Here is a 23,306-nt window from a genome sequence, read left to right as displayed (position 1 = left end):
CGAGCTGGTCTACCTGGACTCGAACCAAGACTAACTGAACCAGAATCAGTCGTGCTGCCAATTACACCATAGACCAATGTGGTTTAGACCAGTCAGTACCCCCGACCGGATTCGAACCGGCGCTACCGCCTTGAGAGGGCGGCGTGCTAGGCCGCTACACAACGGGGGCCCTAGCAGTCCCGAGACGATCGTCGATGTGCCGATCTTCGGAACCAGTACCCCCGACCGGATTCGAACCGGCGCTACTGCCTTGAGAGGGCAGCGTGCTAGGCCGCTACACAACGGGGGCGATGCAGATGAGCTCTGCGAGCTGGCCTACCTGGACTCGAACCAAGACTAACTGAACCAGAATCAGTCGTGCTGCCAATTACACCATAGGCCACTGGAACGCAAGCCCCGGAGGGTTCGTGTTCTAGCTGTGCGCCTGGGGTTCCGGCCTTTCGGCCCGCTCCCTGCGGCGCAGGAAGAACATTACCTGAAGGTGGACGGGGCTCCAAAACGACTATCCGGGCCGAGCAGAGACGGCAGTTCGCCCAGGGACGCGATGCGGTGCGGCCCGACGGGCGGGTCGATCGTGGCGTACAGGCCGCCGCGGTCGATCCACACCGACAGCAGTCCCGCGTCGGCGGCGCCCCGTCCGTCGATCTCCGGGTGATCGCCGACGTAGGCGACCTGGTGCGGCGGCAGTCCAAGGAAGTCGCAGGCCGCGAGGAACGCTCCGGCCTCGGGCTTGGAGACGCCGAGCTCGGCCGCGCACAGGATGGTCTCGAAGCGGTCGTGGACGCCGAGGGCGCGCAGCTTGCGGTCCTGGACGTGGAGGCTGGAGTTGGAGAGCACGGCGTGCCGGTGGCTCGCGGAAAGGGCGTCGAGGACGGGCAGGACGTCCGGGAAGAGGGCCCAGACCGCCTCGTAGTGGGTGACGTACCGCTGGAACCACGCGTCGGCCTCGGCGTCGGTGAGGTCCCTGTCCAGGAACACCCGTACGCGATCGCGCCGCTGCTCCTCGAAGGTGGCCTCGCCGGCCGAGAAGCGGGCCCACTGCAGGTGGGTGATCTCCCGCCAGTGGTCGATGGCCTGCTCGACGCTGTCGTAGCCGGCGAGCAGGCCCTCAGCCGTGAGGTGGGCGCGCATGCCGAGGCGGTCGGCGGTGGTGTAGTCGAAGAGGGTGTCGTCGACGTCCCAGACCACGGCTTGGATGCTCATGCTCCGACCGTACCCATCGCGCAGCGGGCTCAGCCCAGGCTCGTGGTGCCGGTGAGGGTGGGGTCCGGCCCTCCGTCGTCGCTCACGCGGTTCTCCGTGACGAAGGCCGGGAGTTGGCCGGCCTCCGGGCGACGGGCGGGCGGACACGGCGAGGGCGGCGCCCGGGACCGGACGCCGCCCTCGCCGTGTGGCGCTTCGCTTACGCGGCCAGCTTCGCCAGCGCCGCGTCGATCCGGGCCAGGGTGGTCTCCTTGCCCAGGACCTCCAGGGACTCGAAGAGCGGCAGACCGACCGTGCGGCCGGTGACGGCGACGCGGACGGGGGCCTGGGCCTTGCCGAGCTTGAGGCCGTGTGCCTCACCGGCGGCCAGGACGGCCTCCTTGAGCGACTCGGCGGAATTCCAGTCGGCGGCCTCGAGCTTCTCGCGGGCCGTGCGCAGCAGGTCGTCCGAGCCCTCCTTCATGGCCTTGGTCCAGGAGGCCTCGTCCACGGCCGGCTCCGGCAGGAACAGGAAGTCGACGTTGTCGGTGATCTCGGAGAGCACCTTGAGGCGGGTCTGGGCGTGCGGCGCGACGGCCTGCCACTTGGCCTCGTCGAAGGCCTCCGGGGCCCAGGGGGCGAACGGCGCCTGGAGCCAGGGGCGGCAGCGCTCCGTGAAGTCCTTCACATCCAGCAGACGGATGTGGTCGCCGTTGATCGCCTCGCACTTCTTGAGGTCGAAGCGCGCCGGGTTGGGCTGCACGTCGGAGATCTCGAAGGCCGCGGTCATCTCGTCGATCGAGAAGACGTCCTGGTCGGCCGAGAGGGACCAGCCGAGCAGCGACAGGTAGTTGAGCAGGCCCTCGGGGAGGAACCCGCGCTCCCGGTAGAGGTTGAGGGACGACTGCGGGTCGCGCTTGGAGAGCTTCTTGTTGCCCTCGCCCATCACGTACGGCAGGTGGCCGAAGGAGGGGATCTCCCTGGCGATGCCCAGCTCGATCAGCGCCTTGTACAGGGCGATCTGGCGGGGGGTGGAGGAGAGCAGGTCCTCGCCGCGCAGGACGTGGGTGATCTCCATCAGGGCGTCGTCGACCGGGTTGACCAGGGTGTACAGCGGAGCGCCGTTGGCGCGGACGATGCCGTAGTCCGGGACGTTCTCCGGGGTGAAGGTCAGCTCGCCGCGGACCAGGTCGGTGAAGGTGATCGTCTCGTCGGGCATCCGGAAGCGGACGATCGGCTCGCGGCCCTGGGCCCGGTACTCCTCGACCTGCGCGGCGGTCAGCTCACGGCAGTGGCCGTCGTAGCCGGAGGGCTTGCCGGCGGCGCGGGCGGCCTCACGGCGGGTGTCCAGCTCGTCCTGGGAGCAGTAGCAGCGGTAGGCGTGGCCGGCGTCGAGCAGCTTCTGGGCGACGTCCTTGTAGAGGTCCATGCGCTGCGACTGGCGGTACGGCGCGTGCGGGCCGCCGACCTCGGGGCCCTCGTCCCAGTCGAAGCCCAGCCAGCGCATCGAGTCGAGCAGCTGGGTGTAGGACTCCTCGGAGTCGCGGGCCGCGTCGGTGTCCTCGATGCGGAACACCAGGGTGCCCTGGTGGTGCTTGGCGAACGCCCAGTTGAACAGGGCGGTGCGCACCAGGCCCACGTGGGGGTTTCCGGTGGGCGAGGGACAGAAACGGACGCGTACTGGAGTGCCGGATGCGCTAGCCACGCTTGACAACCTTGTTGGTGAGAGTGCCGATGCCTTCGATGGTGACGGCGACCTCGTCGCCGACGTTCAGGGGGCCGACCCCAGCCGGGGTGCCGGTGAGGATGACGTCGCCGGGGAGCAGCGTCATGGCCTCGGAGATGTTGACGATCAGGTCCTCGATGGAGTGGATCATCTCGCTGGTGCGGCCCAGCTGGCGCTGCTGGCCGTTGACGGTGAGCTGGATGGTGAGGTCGCTCGCGTCCAGGTCCGTCTCCACCCAGGGGCCGAGCGGGCAGGAGCTGTCGAAGCCCTTGGCCCGGGCCCACTGCTTCTCGCGGCGCTGCACGTCACGGGCGGTGATGTCGTTGGCGCAGGTGTAGCCGAAGATCACGTCCTTGACGCGTTCGCGCGGGACCTCGCGGCACATCCGGCCGATCACCACGGCCAGCTCGGCCTCGTGGTGCACCTCCTCGGAGAAGGAGGGGTACTGGATCTCGTCGCCGGGGCCGATCACCGAGGTGGACGGCTTGAAGAAGGCGAAGGGGGCGTCGGGTACCTCGTTGCCCAGCTCGCGCGCGTGCTCCGCGTAGTTGCGGCCGAAGGCCACGACCTTGTTGGGGAGCACCGGCGGCAGCAGCCTGACCTTGCCGACCGGCACCTTCGTGCCGGAGAGCTCGAAGTCCGCGAACGGGATGCCCTTGATGATGTTCAGGACGAGTTCGTCCTGCTTGTCGCCCTCGATGGCGCCGAAGGCGACGTTCCCGTCGATGGAGAACCTGGCGATGCGCACGGGTTGCTTGGCCCCTTGACTGAAGCGGCTGGAGTCTGACGGTCCAGGCTAACGCGGGGAGGTGGACTCGCCCCGCGCATTACGAGGGGGCGCCCCGTCACCTACGAAAGGGCGCCCCGGCACGGGACGCCCTTCGAAAAATCCGGCCCCGCCGCCGTGAGCATCCGGCGGCCGGCACGCGTACTGGCTGGTGTCACTCCGCGGCCGCGGCGGCCGCGACGGGGATCTCCATGAGGACGGTGCGCTTGGGGTTTGCGGTCTGGGCCGGCAGTTCGACGGGGTGCTCCGGCTGCTCCGGCGTCTGCAGTTCGTCGGCGTCGTTCAGGTGTGCCAGCGTCGTGCGTCGCGGGTTGGCGATCTTGTGGAACATCGTCGTCGTCTTCACTGTTTACTTGACCCTGTCCTGTGACGGGCGCCCGGAGGGTAATGAACCCCGAGTCGGGCGCGGGTTGTCGGTTGTGCCATCGCTGTAAAGCGTCAGGCTAAACATCCGATTCCCCGGCCCCGCCGCACAGGGGTCATGATCGGCATGTGAGTTTTCTCACGAATCAGAGGGCGAATCGGTCAATCCGGACTCCCGCCCCACCCCAACGAAACGGACATTGGCCCACTGAAGCCATCATTCCGCTGCTGATCATGGCGACTGGGACACCTGGCACGGCTCGTCGACTCGCGGATTTTCGCCCGAAATGGGCGAACTCGCTTTCTACGTCCGGTGATCCGTCACTCACGTGGTGTCACCTACATCACGGCTCGGCCTACGGGCCTTGTTGGAGATCCTGTGCTGTGCTGGAATCTCACGGACCGCCGCAGGATCGAGCCGGCGCACAGGGGGCGCACAGACGCGCCGAGTGGCGGTGAGAAGGGGAAGCCGGCGCCGGTCATTCACGACCACCACGGGGGCGTTTTTCAGGGCGTCCCCAGAACGCCGACACCGTGCCCCGCCGTTCAGGCGACGGGGTGCCTGGTCCAGAGGTTGCGACGCTAGTGCAGGGACGTTTCAAGAGGGATGGCAGCGCTTCGGCGGAGCCGGAGCCGCACGGCGGGACTGGCCCCGTGAAAGGCGGCCCCGCGCCCCAGCACGCCCAGAACCAGGGCCCGGCCGGTGACGGCGGTGAGCGCGCCGGTACGTCGGCCCCGTCGGGGGCCGCGGGTTCTTCCCCGGCGCTGAAGCCGCCGGCGGGCCCGACCGGCCCGGGGCCGCGAATAGCCCTGCGCAACTGGCGCATCTCCACGCGACTGGTGTCGCTGCTCGCCCTCCCGGTGGTCGCGGCCACCTCGCTGGGCGCGCTGCGTATCGACCAGTCCATGGACGACATCCAGCAGCTCGACAACATGAAGCTGCTGACGGACATGACCAAGCAGGCCACCGAGCTGTCGGCCGCGCTCCAGGAGGAGCGCGACCAGTCGGCCGGCCCGCTGGCGCACGGCGGCAAGGCGAGCGACTTCACGGTCAAGGGACTTCGCGAGAAGACCGACCGTGCGAGGAAGAACTTCCTCGACAGCTCCGAGGAGATCGACGGCGCCAGCAAGGACGGCAACCTCAAGGGCGTCCGCGAGTACCTCGTCCAGCTCGCCGGTGAGCTCGGCGACCTGGAGCAGATCCGCAAGGGCGCCTACGCCTCCGAGGGCAACTCCACGCAGACGATCGAGGCGTACCACCGTCTGATCGAGAACCTGATCGACCTCTCCCAGGACATGGCCGAGGCGACCAGCAACCCGGACATGATCCAGCGCACGCGTGCGCTCGCGGCGTTCTCCTCCGCCAAGGAGTACTCCTCGATCCAGCGCGCGGCCCTCGCCGCGGCCCTGCCCGCGAGCAACACCACGACCGGCAAGCTCTCGCCGAACGACCGCCTCTACGCCGAGTCCGCCCTGGAGAGCCAGAACTCCGAGATCCGGAGCTTCAAGAGCATCTACGGCGAGGACTCCGCCGCCGAGCTGCTGAAGCCGATCGAGGACGGCGGCAACTCGACGATCAAGGCGACCGACACCTACGCCGGCCGCGCCCTGAAGTCCGCGAGCGGTCTCGCCCAGCAGGACAAGCGGTCCTACCGCGACTGGCTGGACGACAGCTCGACCAAGATCCAGCAGATGAAGAACATCGAGCACACCCTGCTCGAGGAGATGGAACAGAAGGCCCGCGAGCTGCGCAGCGCCACCGAGCGCGACGCGATCATCTCCGGTGTCCTGATCCTGATCGTGCTCGGTGTGTCGCTGGTCGGCGCCTTCGTCGTGGCGCGGTCCATGATCCGCTCGCTGCGGCGCCTGGAGGACACGGCGACCAAGGTCGCCTCCGACCGTCTGCCCGAGCTGGTCAAGCAGCTCTCCGAGTCCGACCCGCAGGACGTCGACACGTCCGTGGAGTCGGTCGGTGTGCACTCCCGGGACGAGATCGGCCGGGTGGCCGCGGCCTTCGACGACGTGCACCGCGAGGCGGTCCGACTCGCCGCCGAGCAGGCCCTGCTGCGGGGCAACGTCAACGCGATGTTCACCAACCTCTCGCGCCGCTCCCAGGGTCTGATCCAGCGCCAGCTGTCGCTGATCTCCGAGCTGGAGTCCCGCGAGGCCGACCCGGACCAGCTGTCCTCGCTGTTCAAGCTCGACCACCTCGCCACGCGCATGCGCCGTAACGGTGAGAACCTCCTCGTCCTCGCGGGTGAGGAGCCCGGCCGCCGCTGGACCCGTCCGGTCCCGCTGGTCGACGTGCTCCGCGCCGCCGCGTCCGAGGTGGAGCAGTACGAGCGCATCGAGCTGGCCTCGGTGCCGACCACCGAAGTGGCCGGCCGCGTGGTCAACGACCTCGTGCACCTGCTCGCCGAGCTGCTGGAGAACGCGACCTCCTTCTCCTCGCCGCAGACCAAGGTCAAGGTCACCGGTCACGCGCTGCCCGACGGCCGTGTACTCATCGAGATCCACGACACCGGTATCGGTCTGTCGCCGGAGGACCTGGCGGCGATCAACGAGCGGCTCGCCTCTCCCCCGACGGTGGACGTCTCCGTCTCCCGCCGCATGGGTCTGTTCGTGGTCGGCCGGCTGTCCCAGCGGCACGGCATCCGCATCCAGCTGCGCCCGTCCGACTCCGGTGGTACGACTGCGCTGGTCATGCTGCCCGTCGATGTCGCCCAGGGCGGCAGGAAGCCCCAGCCCAAGCAGCCCGGTCAGCCGTCGCCCGGCGGCGGTCCGGCCGCCGCGCAGGCCGCAGCCGGTGTGGCCGCGGCCCGGCGTACCGCCGGGGCCGGCCAGGGCGGCGGTGCCCTCGGCGCCGGTGCGTCCGGCGGGGCCTTCGGTGGCGGCGGGTCCGGCGGGGCCTTCGGTGGCGGTGCGTCCGGCGGCGGCCGGCTCGCTTCCGGTCAGGGCCCGCGGGCCGCGCTGCCCGGGCGCGACGCGGACGGCGGCCGTCCCGGAGCGCCCGGTGGAGCGCGCGGGCCGCAGGGTCCCGGGACCTCTTCGTTCGAGCAGGGTGGTTCCTCGCAGGGTCGTCCCGCTCCCGCGGGCACCGGGTTCGGCCAGCAGGCGCCGGGTGCCCCGCAGGGTCTGCAGGCGGCCGGCACCAACGGGCCCCAGGGCCAGGACGCTTTCGGCGGAGGCCGGAGCCGCAAGAAGCAGGGCGGCGACTCCGAGCAGGGCACGGGCCGCAGGCCGCAGCTGCCGCCGCGCGGCGGACCGCGTGCCGAGCTGCCCGGCGGCGACGCGCAGCCGCGCGTGCCGAGCTGGAGCGACGAGAACGCCCAGCCGCCGGCGCCGCGTGCCTCACTGGACGCCCCGCGCGGGCACGAGGAGCCGGACCTCTCCCGTGCGTCTTCGCTGCCGCGCGCCGACGACCGGCAGGGCCCCGGCGCGACGGCGGAGATGCCGGCCGTGCCGCGCGACACCGACCGGCAGGGCCTCGGCTCTCCGGCCGACTTCGGCGCTGCCCAGCAGGCGGACCCGTTCGGCCCCGGCGCGAACACCGCGCAGGACCAGGGTCAGTTCGTCCGCCCGGACGTCTTCGGCACCCCCGGCGGTCGTCACGACGCCTCGTCCGCGCCGGGCCAGTACCCGGCGCCCCCGTCCTACGGCAACGGCTCGACCGGTCAGTACCCGGCGCCCCGCCAGGACAACGGCAACCAGTACCAGGCTCCGCACCAGGACATCGGCAACCAGTACCAGGCTCCGCAGCACCAGGACAACGGCTCCGCCGCGTACCCCGCGCCCCGGCAGGACAACGGCAGCCAGTACCCGGCCCCGCGCCAGGACAACGGCTCGACCGGTCAGTACCCGGCGCCCCGCCAGGACAACGGCTCCGGACGGCCCACCCTCCCGGGTCCGGCCACCCCGGCCGACCCCGCGGGCACGGGCCGGTACGAGCGGCCGCAGTCGGGCGGTGGCCGGGGTCCGGCCGACTTCGGTGCCCCGCGTCCGCCCGCCCCGCAGGCCCGGCCGGTCCGGCAGGAGCCCGAGGCCCTGCCGCCGGCGTCCGGTCCGGGCGACGGTCGTACGCCGCTGTTCGACACGCTGGAGACCAACTGGTTCCACGGCCAGCAGCAGGAGCAGCAGCCGCAGAACAACGGCTCCGCCCCGGCCGCCCCGCAGCAATCCCAGCAACCGCAGGGACCCACCGGTCCGCAGCGGTCCGCCCCCGCCGGCTGGCGCACCTCGCCGAACGACGACCTCGTCCGCCAGGCCGAGCGAGTCCGCCAGCCCGCCGCGGGTGGTGTCACCACCTCCGGCCTGCCGCGCCGGGTGCCCCGGGCCAACCTCGTCCCGGGCACGGCGCAGCAGCAAACCCACCAGAGCGGTCCGCAGGTCTCGCGTGCGCCCGATGACGTGCGCGGCCGGCTGACCAATCTCCGTCGGGGAATCGCACAGGGTCGTCAGGCCGGGTCCACCCAGACCGGCAACCACCCACGGCCCACTCACCAGCAGGAGCGTTAGTTGAGTCCGATGAGCCAGGCGGCACAGAATCTCAACTGGTTGATCACCAACTTCGTGGACAACACCCCCGGGGTGTCCCACACCGTCGTCGTGTCCGCCGACGGTCTCCTCCTGGCGCTGTCGGAGGGCTTTCCGCGCGACCGCGCCGACCAGCTCGCGGCCGTCGCCTCGGGTCTGACGTCCCTGACGGCAGGCGCTTCCCGGATCTTCGAGGGCGGCGAGGTGGCGCAGACGGTCGTGGAGATGGAGCGGGGATTCCTCTTCCTCATGTCCGTCTCGGACGGCTCGTCCCTCGCGGTACTCGCCCACCCCGAGTGCGACATCGGCCTCGTCGGCTACGAGATGGCGCTCCTGGTCGACCGCGCGGGCGCGGTCCTCACCCCCGACCTCAGGGCTGAGCTCCAAGGCAGTCTGCTCCACTGATCGGCCCCGGCACCACCCGTCTCACCACATCACCGTCCGGCCGCCACACACCCCACACAGGCCCCGTCAGACGGCTTGCTGACCGACTTGCTGTCCCGCCCGGAGGACCCATGACCCCGCCCACCGCCTCTCATGATCCGTACGCGGAGCCGTACGAGGACGAGGGCGACCAGCCGCTGGTCCGGCCTTACGCCATGACCGGCGGCCGGACCCGGCCGCGCTACCAGCTGGCGATCGAGGCACTGATCAGTACGACCGCGGACCCCGCCGCGCTCATGGGGCTGCTCCCGGAGCACCAGCGGATCTGCCACCTGTGCCGTGAGGTCAAGTCGGTGGCCGAGGTGTCCGCCCTGCTCAACATGCCGCTGGGCGTGGCCCGGATCCTGGTCGCGGACCTCGCCGAGGCCGGTCTCGTCGCGATCCACCAGCCGGGCGGCGACGACGCCACCGGCGCGCCGGACGTGACACTGCTCGAAAGGGTGCTCAGTGGACTTCGCAAGCTCTGACGCGGGACGGTCCACCACTTCCGCGAAGATAGTGGTGGCCGGTGGCTTCGGCGTCGGCAAGACCACGTTCGTGGGTGCCGTCTCGGAGATCAACCCGCTGCGCACCGAGGCCGTCATGACGTCCGCTTCGGCCGGCATCGACGACCTCACCCACACCGGGGGCAAGACCACCACCACGGTGGCCATGGACTTCGGCCGTATCACCCTGGACCAGGACCTGATCCTGTACCTGTTCGGTACGCCGGGCCAGGACCGCTTCTGGTTCATGTGGGACGACCTGGTGCGCGGCGCCATCGGCGCGGTGGTGCTCGTGGACACCCGGCGCCTGGCCGACTGCTTCCCGGCCGTCGACTACTTCGAGAACAGCGGCCTGCCCTTCGTCGTCGCGCTGAACGGCTTCGACGGACAGCAGCCCTACCAGCCCGAAGAGGTGCGTGAGGCGCTGCAGATCGGACCGGACACCCCCATCATCACGACGGACGCCCGGCACCGGGCCGATGCGAAGAGTGCCCTGATCACGCTGGTCGAGCACGCTCTGATGGCACGGCTGAGGTAGCACCCAATTCAGGAGCGTCGTACGGCAGTTGTCGTAGATACACCGGAGCCGACTGTGTCCTTTGACACGGTCGGCCAAGGTGTTCATAACGTTTCGGCAGAGGAATCCGGTGGTACGGCCACGCGTCGCGCACACCCGGTCTCGCTGCGCGCACAATCGCCCCGCCTTTTGGCGGGGCTCGCTCTTTATGACCGTTTTATCTGGGGCTTACATCCCCTCGATTCCCCGCCTCGGACTGTTTGGAAGAGCGCAGGTCGTCGTGCTGGAATGCCTGAACTGCCCAATAGTCAATGACGCCCTCGTCCGTCGCTGGCGTCTTGGGCTCTGAACACTGCGGCACAACGTTGGTGCCGACCGCCGAGAGGTTGTTGGTCGAGTGAGGCGAAGCAAGAACAGTCCCGAGCCGTCGGCCCGGGGCAACTTCACCCCGCCGCCGCGCACAGCGGCGCCCGCCCCCGTGCCCGGTTCGGAACCGACGGCCGCGCCCGCCGAGAGCGGCGGCCGTCTCTCCCCGCGCAACTGGCGTGTGGCGACCAGGCTGAACGCGATCCTGCTCATACCCGTGGTGGTCGGCCTCGTCATGGGCGGCTTCCAGGTGAAGAGCTCGATCGACACCTGGCAGGAGGCCGAGGACGCGGAGAACACCGCGCGCCTGGTCCGCGCCGCCCTGGCCTACGGCAACGAACTGCTCACCGAGCGCGACGTGACCGCCGCGCCCCTGCTGCAGGGCAAGGGCGCGAAGGACCCGACGGTCGTGAAGGCCCGTGCGAACACCGACAGGGCGGCCGACGCCTTCGACGAGGCCGTCAAGAACATGCCCGACCGGCCCGGCCTCGAGCGGCGCCTGGATCGCTTCCGTGAGGTGGAGCCGAGGCTGACGCAGCTGCGTGCGGCCGCCTACACCAGCCAGCTCAAGGGCGTGCAGACCGAAGAGGGCTACGTCGAGACCGAGCACCGGCTGCTGGAGTTCGCCAACGAACTCGGCCTGGGCACCGGCAACATCACCAGCTACGGCCGCACCGTCTACGCCATCTCGCTGACCAAGGGCGCTCTCTCCCTCCAGCGCTCCATCGGCATGCACATCCTGATCAAGCCCGGTCCGGACGGCGGCAACCTGGCCAGCCAGCGCATCGCGCTGTCCTCGTACGCCTACCTGGAGCGCATCGCCATCCAGGAGTACGAGAGCGGCGGCACCGAGGCGGACTTCGCCAAGCTGACGGCGGCCGAGAAGCAGATCAAGGCCGATGGCGCGAGGATGGCCGCGGAGGCCAAGGCCAAGGACCCGGATTACGTACCGCCGCCCGCCAACCCCACCACGATGGTGGCCAGGATCGCGGCGCTGTCGTCCACGGACCCGAGCGAGCGCGCCGCCCTCGCCCAGCAAGGCATCACCGCGCAGAACTGGTGGGCCGTCACGACGCTGAAGTACAACGCGTACGACAAGATCGAGACCGAGCTCGCCGACCGCGCGGTGAGCGAGGCCTCCGACATCGCCGGCGACGCCCAGCGTGACGCCTACATCACCGGTGCCGCCGTCGTGGTCGCCCTGCTCCTGGCCTTCATCCTGGCCGGCGCGGTCGCCCGCCAGATGAGCCGCTCGATGCGCCAGCTGCGCAACGCCGCCTTCGGTATCGCCGAGCAGCGTCTGCCGATGCTGGTCGACCAGCTCTCGCGCACCGACCCCGGCCGCGTCGACACCCGCGTCGCCCCCATCCCGATCGCCACCACGGACGAGATCGGCGAGGTCGCCCGGGCCTTCGACCAGGTCCACCGCGAGGCCGTCCGGCTCGCCGCCGAGCAGGCCCTGCTGCGGGGCAACATCAACGCGATCTTCACCAACCTCTCGCGCCGCAACCAGTCGCTGATCGAGGGCCAGCTGACCCTCATCACCGACCTGGAGAACAACGAGGCCGACCCGGACCAGCTGGAGAACCTCTTCCGCCTGGACCACCTCGCGACCCGTATGCGCCGCAACGGCGAGAACCTCCTCGTCCTCGCCGGCGAGGAGCCCGGCCGCCGCTGGGACCAGCCGGTGCCGCTCGTCGACGTGCTGCGCGCCGCCTCCTCCGAGGTGGAGCAGTACGAGCGCATCGAGCTCTCCGGCGTCCCGGAGGCCGAGATCCACGGCCGCGCCGTGACCGACCTCGTGCACCTGCTCGCCGAGCTGCTGGAGAACGCGACGACGTTCTCCTCCCCGCAGACCAAGGTCCGCGTGACCGCCACCCGTCTTCCCGACGGCCGCGTCATGATCGAGATCCACGACAAGGGCATCGGCCTCACCGCCGAGGACTTCGCGGACATCAACCACAAGCTGGCCAACCCGCCGACCGTGGACGCCGCGATCTCGCAGCGCATGGGCCTGTTCGTGGTCGGCCGGCTGTCCGACCGGCACGGCATCCGGGTCCAGCTGCGCCCCTCGGGCGAGCAGGCCGGAACCACCTCGCTGGTCATGCTGCCGGACGCGATCACCCACGGTGGTGGCGGCGAGCAGCACGTGGACCGCGACGAGTTCACCGTCTCGCAGATCATCCCGGAGCAGAACTTCGGTGGCGGCGGCGAGAACTTCAACCAGCAGCCCATGCGCACGGCCGCGGAACTCGGCTTCGACGACAGCCGCTACTCCGACGTCCCCGACGACATACGGGAGCTGGACCCCGTAGGCCGCTCCCTGATGCGCGAGGAGCGCCGGGCGGCCTTGGAGTCCCAGTCGCACGAACAGCCCGCGCTGCCCGGCCAGAGCGGCCAGGAGTCCGGCCAGGCGACCGGCTACCGCGACGAGTACAACGGGCAGCAGCAGGGCTACGACGCCCCGCAGGCCTACGACACCGGCCAGACCGGCTACCCGGAGCAGCAGCCGTCCGCGTACGACCGCCAGGCGCCGTACGAGCAGCAGCACCAGTCGTACGACGAGCAGCGGCACACGGCGTACGAGGAGCCGCAGCGGTCTGCCTACGGCGAGCAGTACTACGCGCCGAACGGCGGCGCGCCGCAGAACGACACCTTCTCGCCGAACGGCGGCTATCCGGAGCCCTCCTATGCGGAGCCGGCCCAGGAGGAGCCCTCGGGGCAGGGTGCGGGCGGCGCGGGCGGTTTCGCCGCGTTCGAGCAGCGACGTCACCAGGACGACTGGCCGCAGCAGGACGGTTACCAGAACGGCTATCCGAGCCAGTACCCTTCTCAGGCCCAGGAAACGGAATCTGCGCAGGCCGCTGACGCAAGTGAGCAGGACCGCGTAGGCTTCGACCGTCCGGGATCGAGCCCCTCCGCCGCTCACACGATGACCGACGCCGGGCTTCCCCGCCGTGGACCCGCCGCGAGCGGTGCGAACGGCACGGGTGGCGCACGGCACGTGAACCAGGAGAAGCCGGCCTCCGCTCCGGAGAGCAACGGCGACGACTGGCGTTCGGCCAACGACGAGCGGTGGCAGCAGGCCTCGCAGCTCCGGAAGCCCAAGGCGGGCGGGGTCACCTCCTCCGGCCTGCCGAGGCGGGTACCCAAGGCCAACCTGATCGAGGGTGCCGCCGAAAGCACCCCCCAGGGAGGCCCACAGGTCTCCCGCGCCCCGGAGGACGTCCGGGGCAGGCTGAGCAACCTGCGTCGAGGCGTCCAGCGCGGACGCAGCGCAGGCAGTGAAACGAACGGCCAGGGCTTCGGTCCTGACAGCACCTACAACCAGGAGCGTTAGTGTGAGCCCGATGAGCCAGGCGGCACAGAACCTGAACTGGTTGATCACCAACTTCGTGGACAACACCCCGGGGGTGTCCCACACGGTGGTGGTCTCCGCCGACGGACTCCTTCTGGCGATGTCCGAAGGCTTCCCCCGCGACCGCGCCGACCAGCTCGCGGCCGTCGCCTCCGGTCTGACGTCTCTGACGGCAGGCGCTTCCCGGATCTTCGAGGGCGGCGCGGTGAACCAGACGGTTGTGGAGATGGAGCGGGGATTCCTCTTCATCATGTCCGTATCCGACGGCTCGTCGCTGGCCGTGCTCGCTCACCCGGAGGCGGACATCGGCCTCATCGGGTACGAGATGGCGCTGCTGGTGGACCGAGCCGGTACGGTCCTGACACCGGACCTTCGTGCAGAGCTCCAGGGGAGCCTGCTCAACTAGTAGACGGACGGTGCGTTTTGGCGTCCCGGGGCCGTAAGGTTTCGGGACGCGGCTCCACAGCGATGGGTGCCAGGCACAGTCGGAGGAGGAGAAAGTGGCAACACCCCCAGGCGGTTCGTCTTCGGGCAACTGGTCGTACGGCCCTGCCCAGGGCCAGGGCGACGGTGGTCAGAACCCGAACCGTTACAACTTCCCCTCCGCACCGAGCCACCGGCAGCCGTACGCGCCGCAGGGCCCCGGCCCGTCGCCGTACGACCAGCCGCCGGCCCCGCGTATCCAGCCTGTGCAGCCGCAGCGCCGCACCCCCGAGCCGTCGCCCGCCGGGGCGTCGAACAACCCCCTGGTGCGTCCGTACGCCATGACCGGCGGCCGGACCCGCCCGCGCTACCAGCTCGCCATCGAGGCGCTGGTGCACACCACTGCGCAGCCGCACCAGATGCAGGGCCAGTTGCCCGAGCATCAGCGGATCTGCAACCTCTGCCGGGAAATCAAGTCGGTCGCCGAGATCTCGGCGCTCCTCACGATCCCTCTCGGCGTGGCCAGGATCCTCGTCGCCGACTTGGCGGAGGCGGGACTGGTCGCCATCCATCAGCCCGGCGGCGACGAGAACGCCGGCGGCCAGCCAGACGTGACACTGCTCGAAAGGGTGCTCAGTGGACTTCGCAAGCTCTAGCGGAGGGCCTTCCCGCTCCACCACGTCCGCGAAGATCGTGGTGGCTGGCGGCTTCGGCGTGGGCAAGACCACGTTCGTTGGTGCCGTCTCGGAGATCAACCCGCTGCGCACCGAGGCCGTCATGACGTCCGCTTCGGCCGGCATCGACGACCTCACCCACACCGGGGACAAGACCACCACCACGGTGGCCATGGACTTCGGCCGAATCACCCTGGACCAGGACCTGATCCTGTACCTGTTCGGTACGCCGGGCCAGGACCGCTTCTGGTTCATGTGGGACGACCTGGTGCGCGGCGCCATCGGCGCGATCGTGCTGGTCGACACGAGGAGGCTCGCCGACTGCTTCCCCGCCGTCGACTACTTCGAGAACAGCGGCCTGCCCTTCGTCATCGCGCTGAACGGCTTCGACGGACAGCAGCCGTACACGCCGGACGAGGTGCGGGAGGCGCTGCAGATCGGGCCGGACACCCCGATCATCACCACCGACGCCCGCCACCGGGCCGACGCGAAGTCGGCGCTGATCACGCTGGTGGAGCACGCTCTGATGGCGCGCCTGCGGTAATCGCCCCATCTGCCTTGCGGCCCCCGTTCCTCCTGTGGGAGGAGTGGGGGCCGCAGTGTTGTCCTGGGAGGGGGCGCGGTGAGCGCGGAGGCAGCGGCATTACGGCTGGGCACGACCGTGGCGAAGGCGGCGGCCGACATCTGGCTGGGAGGCAGACGGCGCAGGCAGGAACGGCAGCTGTCGCTGACGGAGCTGGTGCGGCTGAGGGTGCCGGGACTGCGGCTGCAGCGGAGTGTGGAGCGGCAGTTCGGGCAGATCATCGACGCGGTTTTCGACCGGCTGGAGCCGTATCTGGGGCACGAGTTCCGGGGGCTGGACGAGTCCGGGCGGCAGGCCGTGATCGACGCGGTGTGCGACACGTTCGCGCGGGCGGACCTGTCGGACGAGGCCGTGTTCGCGGCGGACGCCAATCCGGCGGAGCTGATCCGGCGCATCACCGGCTCGGTGCCCGCCCCGGCGGGGCTGAGTGAGGCGGAGATCCGGCTGTACGAGATGCTCTTCGCCGAGTGCGTCGAGTACTACGTACGGATCGTGCGGAGCCTGCCCGTCTTCGAGGAGCGGGCGGCGGCCGAACTCCTGGCCCGGACGGCCACGCTCGGCACCGAGGTGGCCCGGATCCTGGAGCGGCTTCCGGACCGCTCCCTGCTCGCGCCGGACGGCACGGACCGGGACACGGCGTTCCGGCGCAGGTACCTGGAGCTGATCAGCCGGGACCTGGACGAGGTGGAGCTGTTCCGGCGTACGTCGGACCGGGCGGCGGGGCCGCGGGTGCGGCTGTCGGTGGCGTACGTGAGCCTGCGGGCCACCGGGGACGACGGGTCCCGGCGCCGGACCGTGCGCTCCCTGTCGCGGCTGCGGCCCGACATGAGCGACTGGGAGGAGGCCGGGGGCGAGAGCTCCGGGGTGCGCGTCGAGACCGGGCTCAGCGGTGCCTCGCGGGTGCTGCTGCGCGGCGAGGCGGGTTCGGGCAAGACGACCCTGCTGCGCTGGCTGGCCGTGACGGCCGCGCGGGGTGCCTTCTGCGGGGAGCTGGCCGACTGGAACGGCCTGACGCCCGTCCTGGTCAAGCTGCGGGAGTACAGCGGCCGCACACCTCCGGCTCCGGACGCGATGCTCGACGGGGTCGCCGGGCCCATCACCGGCATCATGCCGAAGGGCTGGGTAGAGCGGCAGCTCGACTCGGGCCGGGCCCTGCTGCTGATCGACGGCGTGGACGAGCTCCTCGACCGGGAGCGCCGGGCGGTGCGGGACTGGCTGCGCAAGCTCCTGGCGGCGTACGACGGGGTGCGCGTGGTGGTCACCTCCCGCCCGGCGGCGGCCGGCGCGGACTGGCTGCGCGGCGAGGACTTCACCGCGATGCACCTGGACCGCATGAACCCGCCGGACCTGGCGGCCTTCGTGCGGCAGTGGCACCAGGCGGTACGGGAGCTGGGCGAGGACCTGCCGTGTGCCGTGGACGACCTGCCGCTGTACGAGCAGTCCCTGCTGACCAATCTGAAGGACCGCCCGCACCTGCAGTCGCTGGCCGGCACTCCCCTGCTGGCCGCGATGCTCTGTGCCATGCACCTCAACCGGGGCCGTCAACTGCCGCGCGACCGGATGGAGTTGTACCGAAACGCGCTGCACACCCTGGTCCACGACCGGGATGCCGACCGGAACGTGCCGAGCGCGGTGGACAGCAAGCTGAGCCTCAGCGACAAGCTCGTCATCCTGCGGGATCTGGCCTGGCGGCTGTCGGACAACAACCGCAGCGAGATCTCCGTGGAGCAGGCCGCCGTGCACGTCGGCGGGAAACTGCGGGCGATGCGGCACCTGGACGGCTTGGAGGGCGGGGAGGTGCTGGACCGGTTGCGCCACCGGTCGGGCATCCTCCGCTCCCCCGCCGAGGCGCGCCTGGACTTCGTGCACCGCACGTTCCAGGAGTACCTCGCCTCGTCGGAGGCGGCCGAGGAGGACCGGATGGGCAACCTCGTCGAGCGGGCGCATCTGGATCTGTGGCGGGAGACGGTCATCATGGCGGCAGGCCATGCGAACGCCCGCCAGCGGGAGGAGCTGCTGGGCGGGATCCTCGACCGGGCCGACCGGGAACCCCGGCATGCGCGGACGTTGAGGTTGCTGGCGGCGTCCTGCCAGGAGACGTTGCCGGAGGTCTCCGACGGCTTGGCCGGACGGTTGGAAGATGCGGTGTCGCATCTGCTGCCCGCGCGACGGCCGACGGATCCACCCGCGCTGGCGGCGGTGGGATCGAGTCTGCTGCGGAGGCTGCCGGGGTCGTTGGGGGAACTGACGGAGAAGGCCGCCGCGCAGACGGTGCGGACCGTGGCGCTGATCGGTGGGGAGGAGGCGCTGGGGCTCTTGGCGGGGTACGCCGGAGACGAACGCCACAGCGTCCGGTCGGAACTCGTCGCGGCCTGGCAGTACTTCGATGCCGACTCCTACGCCGACGCGGTGTTGTCGGCCCTGCCGCTGGAAGACCTCGCCGTTCGCGTCACATATTCCGCCCAGTTGCCTGCCGCTGCCAGACTGCCGTCCCTCTCCCGGCTGGAGATCACCTACCCCTTCGCGGACTTCACCGAACTGGAGCGCCTGCCCCCTCTTGACGCTCTGGAGGTGGAGCACATACGCGGGGGTGCCGACCTGTCTCCGCTCGCCGCGCATCCGAACCTGTCCGTGCTCTCTCTCCTCTCGTACGGTCCGGTGGCAGGGCAGCACGTCCTGCACGACCTTGACAAGCTGGTCAACCTACGGATCGTTCTGGAGGACCTGCCCGACGTCCGGAACCTGGCGCTGACTCCTGACCTGCGCTATCTCTCGATGTTCGGGGCAGAGCCGACCACGGACCTGGCCTTCGTCGCAGATCACCCCGGGATCACCTATCTGTATCTGGCGGCCGACGAGCCCTGTCTGCCCAGAGGCGTCGCGGCCTTGTCGACACTGCCCCGGCTCCGCGCTCTGGATCTCTACGGGATCGACATGACCCAATGGCTGACGATCTCGTCACCTCTCCCACCTGAAGAGGGAACCCTCCGGCTCACAGCGTGCGTCATGCCCGACGATCCGGACGTGCTGCTACGCCCCGGTGTGGCCGTCAGTATCTTCTAGCCGTACGGCTACGGCCCCGCCCTCCCACCCGGGAGAACGGGGCCGTAGCCACACACGAGCTCAGCGCCAGCTGTGCGGGGCGCGGAAGCCGGGCTCGCGTTCCAGGCGGCGCCACCCTGCCTTGATGCGGCCGCGGTGGGTCGGGGCCGGGTCGGTGGGGCGGGCTGCGGCACGGGCCAGGAGGATGGCCGTGATGGCGGCGACCTCCTCGGGCTCGGCGTGGCCCTTCTCGACGCGGATATCAGCAGATTCCATGGGTGTCAGTCTCCGTGAGGAAGATGTCCGCAGGGTTACTGCGGCGGGTTGCCGTGCTTGCGGGACGGCAGGTCCGCGTGCTTGGTCTGGAGCATCGCGAGGGACTTGATCAGCACCTCGCGGGTCTCGGCGGGGTCGATGACGTCGTCGACCAGGCCGCGCTCGGCCGCGTAGTACGGGTGCATCAGCTCGGACTTGTACTCCTTGACCATGCGGGCCCGCATGGCCTCGGGGTCTTCGGCCTCGGCGATCTGGCGGCGGAAGATGACGTTGGCAGCGCCCTCGGCGCCCATGACGGCGATCTCGTTCGTCGGCCAGGCGTAGGTGAGGTCGGCACCGATGGACTGGCTGTCCATGACGATGTACGCACCTCCGTAGGCCTTGCGCAGGATCAGCGAGATCCTCGGCACGGTCGCGTTGCAGTAGGCGTAGAGGAGCTTCGCGCCGTGGCGGATGATGCCACCGTGCTCCTGGTCGACGCCCGGGAGGAAGCCGGGGACGTCCAGAAGAGTGATGATCGGGATGTTGAACGCGTCGCACATCTGAACGAAGCGGGCCGCCTTCTCGGAGGCCTCGATGTCCAGCACGCCCGCCAGGGCCTGCGGCTGGTTCGCCACGATGCCGACGACCTGGCCGTCCATCCGGCCCAGCGCGCAGATGATGTTGCGGGCCCAGCGCTCGTGGACCTCGAGGTAGTCGCCGTCGTCGACGATCTCCTCGATGACCTTGGCCATGTCGTACGGCCGGTTGCCGTCCGCCGGGACCAGGTCCAGCAGGACGTCCGAGCGGCGGTCGGCCGCGTCCGAGGACTCCGAGCGGGGCGGGTTCTCCCGGTTGTTCTGCGGGAGCAGGGAGAGGAGGTAGCGGACCTCGGCGATGCAGGTCTCTTCGTCGTCGTAGGCGAAGTGGCAGACACCGGAGGTCTCGGCGTGGACGTCGGCGCCGCCCAGGCCGTTCTGCGTGATCTCCTCGCCGGTGACGGCCTTGACGACGTCGGGGCCGGTGATGAACATCTGCGAGGTCTCGCGGACCATGAAGACGAAGTCGGTGAGGGCGGGGCTGTAGGCCGCGCCGCCGGCGCACGGGCCGAGCATCACCGAGATCTGCGGGATCACGCCCGAGGCCTTGGTGTTGCGCTGGAAGATGCCGCCGTAGCCGGCGAGGGCGGAGACGCCCTCCTGGATACGGGCGCCGGCGCCGTCGTTCAGCGAGACCAGCGGGGCACCGGCCGCGATGGCCATGTCCATGATCTTGTGGATCTTCGTGGCGTGGGCCTCGCCCAGGGCGCCGCCGAAGATGCGGAAGTCGTGCGCGTAGACGAAGACCGTGCGGCCCTCCACCGTGCCCCAGCCGGTGATCACACCGTCGCTGTACGGCTTCTTGGCCTCCAGGCCGAAGCCCGTGGCCCGGTGCCGGCGCAACTGCTCGACCTCCCGGAAGGACTCCGGGTCCAGGAGAAGTTCGATCCGCTCCCGCGCGGTCAGCTTGCCCTTGGCGTGCTGCGCCGCGGTCGCCTTCTCGCTCGGTCCGGCCACCGCCTGCGCACGGATCTCGTGCAGTTCGGCCACGCGTCCGCGCGCGTCGGTCGGCTCGCCCGGCGCCTCATCCAAAACGGTCATGTAGTGACCTTACGAAGTCAACCGAGGAATGCGAGCCGTCGACTCCTCACAGTCTCCGGCGTGTTTTCCTGGTACCCCTGAACAGAACCCAGACGACGTTGACCCTTTCTGACTGCTCAGAGGGCGTGTCGCTTGTAGGGGTCGCACAAAGCGATCAGGCGAGAGTCACCTCACAGACGTGGGTGGCGCATTCCGTCCCCGGAGTGACGCGCAGGCGCAGCCCCCGGTCGGTGGACAGCACCTCGACGGTCTCGTCCACCCGGCCGACCTGTCGGACCGGGCGGTCCCAGACGATCTCCAGCGGTTCGCCGGTGCGGGGCGGTTCGCTCACGCAGAGGGTAGCGGTGCGGCCCCGGACGACGGTCAGCACGCTCGCGGCGGCGGAGGCGGTGAGGGGGCCCGCGATGCCGGCCCTCCAGAAGTTCGCGGCCGTGCAGCCGAGGGAGGGCACGGTGACGGCCTGCCGGCCGGGGTCGTTGGCGAGCACCGACATCCAGTGACGGTCGGCGGCCCGGCGCGCGACCGCCCGGCGGGAGGCCCCGGGCATCAGGACGTAGGCGTAGGTGGCGTCCTCGGGGTCGGTGCCGTGATCCAGCCAGACGGTCTGCCAGCGGCGGGTGCGTCGCTCCCGCGTGCCGCCGGTGTTGATGTCGGACCAGGCGCCGGTGCGGTCCTCGCGCAGCGCCTTCGGCTCGTGGCCGAGCAGGAGCCAGCCGCCGTGGTCCTCCAAGTGGGCCCAGTGGGAGCCTTCGACGAAGCGCTGGGTGCCGGACGCGCCGAGGTTGCGGTTGTCGACGATCGTCTCGACCGGGACGCCGTCGGCGCAGGTGATCCCGGCGCCCAGGCAGATCACCGCGTCCGCGACGCAGAACCAGGACTTGCGGGCCTCCAGAGTGGAGTCGAGGCCCTTGAGGTGCTGGCCGAGGGCCGCGTACCCACCGTCGGTGGTGCCGCCGACCCAGCGCGTGTCCGGGCGGGCCGTGCCCCACTCGCCGCCCGCGCGGTCGGCGAGCCGTTTGGTGGAGACGGTGGTGCCGGGCAGCCGGTACCAGTCGACGGTCGGCCAGTACCAGTCCGTGTACTGGTCGCTCGTGCCGGACCACCAGCTGACCATGCCCGCGCCGGTGTGCCAGCCGCGGGGGTTCTCGCCGTTGCCGCACTCGTAGTGGGCGATGCGGTCGCTGGCCATGGCGATGTTCACGGTGAAGCCGGGGCCGCGGTGGACGGCACGGTCCATGGCGGGGAAGAGGTGGTGACCGGCGGGTTCGGGCGCGGCCGGGACGGGTGAGGCGGCGACGGTGTGCAGCCGGGCCAGGTCGGCGACGCCGAACTGGGGGGCGGTCAGGACCGGGCTCACGGTGTCCCGTTCGATCCAGCCCTTGATCAGGGCGTGCCAGCGGTCGCGTTCGGCCGGGCTCGCGCCGGCCGCGAGGAGGGCGATGGCGGCGACGAGCTGGTGGCCGTGGTGGTGGTCGCTGCGCAGGATCTCGCGGTCGTCGGCGGTGAGGAGGCCGCGGCTGATGGCCCGGCCGTTGACGCTGTCCATGACCAGCCCGTCGTGGAGGAGGGGCACGTAGGCCCGCTCGACGCTGTCGAGGACGATCTGCCGGTTCGGGTCGGTGACCTCCCATTCGGATCCGGCGAGCAGCGCGAGGAGCCGGCCGAGTCCGTCGAGCACGACTTGGCCGTACGTGCCCGAGTAGGCGACCCAGGTGTGCTGGACGAAGGAGCCGTCGGCGTAGAGACCGTCGCCCCGCGTGACGTAGGGGAAGACCGGGGAGAGCGCGTCCCGGGCGAGGGCGATCCTGGCGTGGTCGCGGCCGAGGACGCCGCGCAGGGCGACGGAGCGGCACAGGTCGACGCGGTTGGCGCCGGTGGAGGTGCCGCTGTAGTCGCGGAGGACCGAGTCGGGGACGAAGTGGCCGACGGCGGCGCAGGCGGCGCCGACACGGGCCTCCCCCAGCTCCTCGTACAGGGCGGCCGTGATGTCGGTGAGCAGGCGGGGGCTGCCGATCTGCCACTCCCACCAGTTGCCGTAGGGGGTGGTGGAGGGGTTGTAGACGGTGGCGAAAAGGTGGTCGAGGCCACGCAGGATGCCGGCGAGGAGGCCGGGGTCGGTGGTGGAGCCGGTGCCCTGCTGGACGTAGGCCTGCGTCATGGTCCACAGACGGGCATAGCCGAGGGTGATGCCGGCCGGCGGGTCGAAGGGGTGGCCGGGCCAGAGGGAATGCGCCGTCGGGGCCATGCTCGCGTGCAGGTCGCGGGCGAGTGCCCCGGTCTCCGCGAGCCGGGCGGCGTAGGGCTCGGCGGCCGGGTCGTAGCCGGTGCCGAGGGAGATACCGAGCCAGCGGCGGCGGAGGGTGTCGTACGGGTCGCCGGGCACGTCGGCGCTCCGGCCCACCGGCGCCGCGCCCCCGGTCGCCGCGAGGGCGGCGGCCGCCAGCAGCAGGGCGCGGCGGCCGGGCCGGGGCAGGGCGGCGGCTCCGGCCGCACGCCGGGGGAAGACGCGACGCTGCGGAGTCATGCCCATGCCCTACCACGGGGAGCCGGTCACCTGGACGGTGGATCCGGCCGGAGTGGCCGGAACGGGGGAACGGCCGCGCGGGCGGTCGAGCGGTGGGCGGAGGTTCGGCGGGCGACGGTACGAGCCCGCGGGGTGGGCCGAAGCGGGCCACCTGACGGCGGTGCGAGGCGGGGCGCGGGTCGCGCGGGTCCGCCGGAGCAGCTCAGCGCGGCACAGACCCGGCGCCGGTCCCGAAACAGCTCACCCGACAACGGCACCAACCCGGCGCCCGTCAACCGAAGCAGCTCACCCGACAACGGCACCAACCGGCGCCCGTCAACCGAAGCAGCTCACCCGACAACGGCACCAACCGGCGCCCGTCAACCGAAGCAGCTCACCCGACAGCGGCACCAACCGGCGCCCGT

16 protein-coding genes and 4 tRNA genes are annotated in these 23,306 nt (G+C 70.6%); 9 read left to right on the top strand and 11 right to left on the bottom strand.

From position 1 onward, the window contains the following. Positions 1-4: 4 nt before the first annotated feature. The 8 genes from ABTX60_RS11515 to ABTX60_RS11480 form a co-directional block, all read right to left on the bottom strand. Positions 5-76 (bottom strand) — tRNA-Gln (locus tag ABTX60_RS11515). A 20-nt stretch (positions 77-96) separates the two neighbouring features. Further along, a tRNA-Glu gene (locus tag ABTX60_RS11510) sits at positions 97-169 on the bottom strand. Between the two features lie 47 nt (positions 170-216). Then, positions 217-289: transfer RNA gene (locus ABTX60_RS11505), tRNA-Glu, on the bottom strand. 21 nt (positions 290-310) lie between these two features. Continuing rightward, positions 311-382: transfer RNA gene (locus ABTX60_RS11500), tRNA-Gln, on the bottom strand. Between the two features lie 89 nt (positions 383-471). After that, positions 472-1,203: an HAD family hydrolase gene (locus tag ABTX60_RS11495; RefSeq protein ID WP_352096872.1), complete on the bottom strand. Its 732-nt coding sequence runs from the start codon at positions 1,201-1,203 to the stop codon at positions 472-474. A 199-nt stretch (positions 1,204-1,402) separates the two neighbouring features. Beyond that, a complete protein-coding gene (gene gltX / locus ABTX60_RS11490) occupies positions 1,403-2,887 on the bottom strand; it encodes a glutamate--tRNA ligase (protein ID WP_352096871.1) in 1,485 nt (494 codons plus the stop codon). Beyond that, entirely contained in the window at positions 2,880-3,656 is a 777-nt protein-coding gene (locus ABTX60_RS11485; protein WP_352096870.1) for a fumarylacetoacetate hydrolase family protein, read from the bottom strand. The genes gltX and ABTX60_RS11485 overlap by 8 nt, the downstream gene beginning before the upstream one ends. 193 nt (positions 3,657-3,849) lie before the next feature. Then, complete coding sequence (locus ABTX60_RS11480; protein WP_344458990.1) at positions 3,850-4,041, bottom strand: hypothetical protein; 192 nt, start codon at positions 4,039-4,041, stop codon at positions 3,850-3,852. 602 nt (positions 4,042-4,643) lie between these two features. Between ABTX60_RS11480 and ABTX60_RS11475 the strand changes: the two genes are divergently transcribed. The 9 genes from ABTX60_RS11475 to ABTX60_RS11435 all read left to right on the top strand — a co-directional run bounded on the left by ABTX60_RS11475 (position 4,644) and on the right by ABTX60_RS11435 (position 18,504). Next, positions 4,644-8,573, top strand: coding sequence for a sensor histidine kinase (locus ABTX60_RS11475; protein ID WP_352096869.1), 3,930 nt, complete (start codon positions 4,644-4,646; stop codon positions 8,571-8,573). A gap of 9 nt (positions 8,574-8,582) precedes the next feature. Continuing rightward, positions 8,583-8,996, top strand: coding sequence for a roadblock/LC7 domain-containing protein (locus ABTX60_RS11470; RefSeq protein ID WP_031138073.1), 414 nt, complete (start codon positions 8,583-8,585; stop codon positions 8,994-8,996). A gap of 110 nt (positions 8,997-9,106) precedes the next feature. Then, positions 9,107-9,502 (top strand): DUF742 domain-containing protein, encoded by a 396-nt coding sequence (locus ABTX60_RS11465; protein WP_030851927.1) that lies wholly within the window; start codon positions 9,107-9,109, stop codon positions 9,500-9,502. Then, a complete protein-coding gene (locus ABTX60_RS11460; RefSeq protein ID WP_352096868.1) occupies positions 9,483-10,058 on the top strand; it encodes a GTP-binding protein in 576 nt (191 codons plus the stop codon). The genes ABTX60_RS11465 and ABTX60_RS11460 overlap by 20 nt, the downstream gene beginning before the upstream one ends. Before the next feature lie 376 nt (positions 10,059-10,434). Then, the gene (locus ABTX60_RS11455; protein ID WP_352096867.1) at positions 10,435-13,743 is read left to right on the top strand and encodes a sensor histidine kinase; all 3,309 of its coding nucleotides are present in this window, start codon (positions 10,435-10,437) and stop codon (positions 13,741-13,743) included. 10 nt (positions 13,744-13,753) lie between these two features. After that, positions 13,754-14,167, top strand: a complete 414-nt coding sequence (locus ABTX60_RS11450; RefSeq protein ID WP_003993185.1) for a roadblock/LC7 domain-containing protein — start codon at positions 13,754-13,756, stop codon at positions 14,165-14,167. 94 nt (positions 14,168-14,261) lie between these two features. Continuing rightward, positions 14,262-14,840: a DUF742 domain-containing protein gene (locus ABTX60_RS11445; protein WP_352096866.1), complete on the top strand. Its 579-nt coding sequence runs from the start codon at positions 14,262-14,264 to the stop codon at positions 14,838-14,840. Beyond that, on the top strand, positions 14,821-15,402 hold the full coding sequence (locus ABTX60_RS11440) for a GTP-binding protein (RefSeq protein WP_014675207.1): 582 nt from the start codon (positions 14,821-14,823) through the stop codon (positions 15,400-15,402). Before ABTX60_RS11445 ends, ABTX60_RS11440 begins: the two co-directional genes overlap by 20 nt. 78 nt (positions 15,403-15,480) lie before the next feature. Beyond that, entirely contained in the window at positions 15,481-18,504 is a 3,024-nt protein-coding gene (locus ABTX60_RS11435; protein ID WP_352096865.1) for an NACHT domain-containing protein, read from the top strand. Positions 18,505-18,564: 60 nt separating this feature from the next. On the opposite strand, the gene ABTX60_RS11430 is transcribed toward ABTX60_RS11435, so the two are convergent. The 3 genes from ABTX60_RS11430 to ABTX60_RS11420 form a co-directional block, all read right to left on the bottom strand. Further along, a complete protein-coding gene (locus ABTX60_RS11430; RefSeq protein ID WP_352096864.1) occupies positions 18,565-18,759 on the bottom strand; it encodes an acyl-CoA carboxylase subunit epsilon in 195 nt (64 codons plus the stop codon). Positions 18,760-18,794: 35 nt separating this feature from the next. Continuing rightward, positions 18,795-20,378, bottom strand: a complete 1,584-nt coding sequence (locus ABTX60_RS11425; RefSeq protein WP_352096863.1) for an acyl-CoA carboxylase subunit beta — start codon at positions 20,376-20,378, stop codon at positions 18,795-18,797. Positions 20,379-20,532: 154 nt separating this feature from the next. Further along, positions 20,533-22,902: a polysaccharide lyase 8 family protein gene (locus tag ABTX60_RS11420; RefSeq protein WP_352096862.1), complete on the bottom strand. Its 2,370-nt coding sequence runs from the start codon at positions 22,900-22,902 to the stop codon at positions 20,533-20,535. Positions 22,903-23,306 lie beyond the last annotated feature (404 nt).

Origin of the sequence: Streptomyces sp. NPDC126510 (genome assembly GCF_040302345.1) — a bacterium.
GTDB lineage: Bacteria > Actinomycetota > Actinomycetes > Streptomycetales > Streptomycetaceae > Streptomyces.
This window is presented reverse-complemented; position numbering and strand designations above follow the sequence as displayed.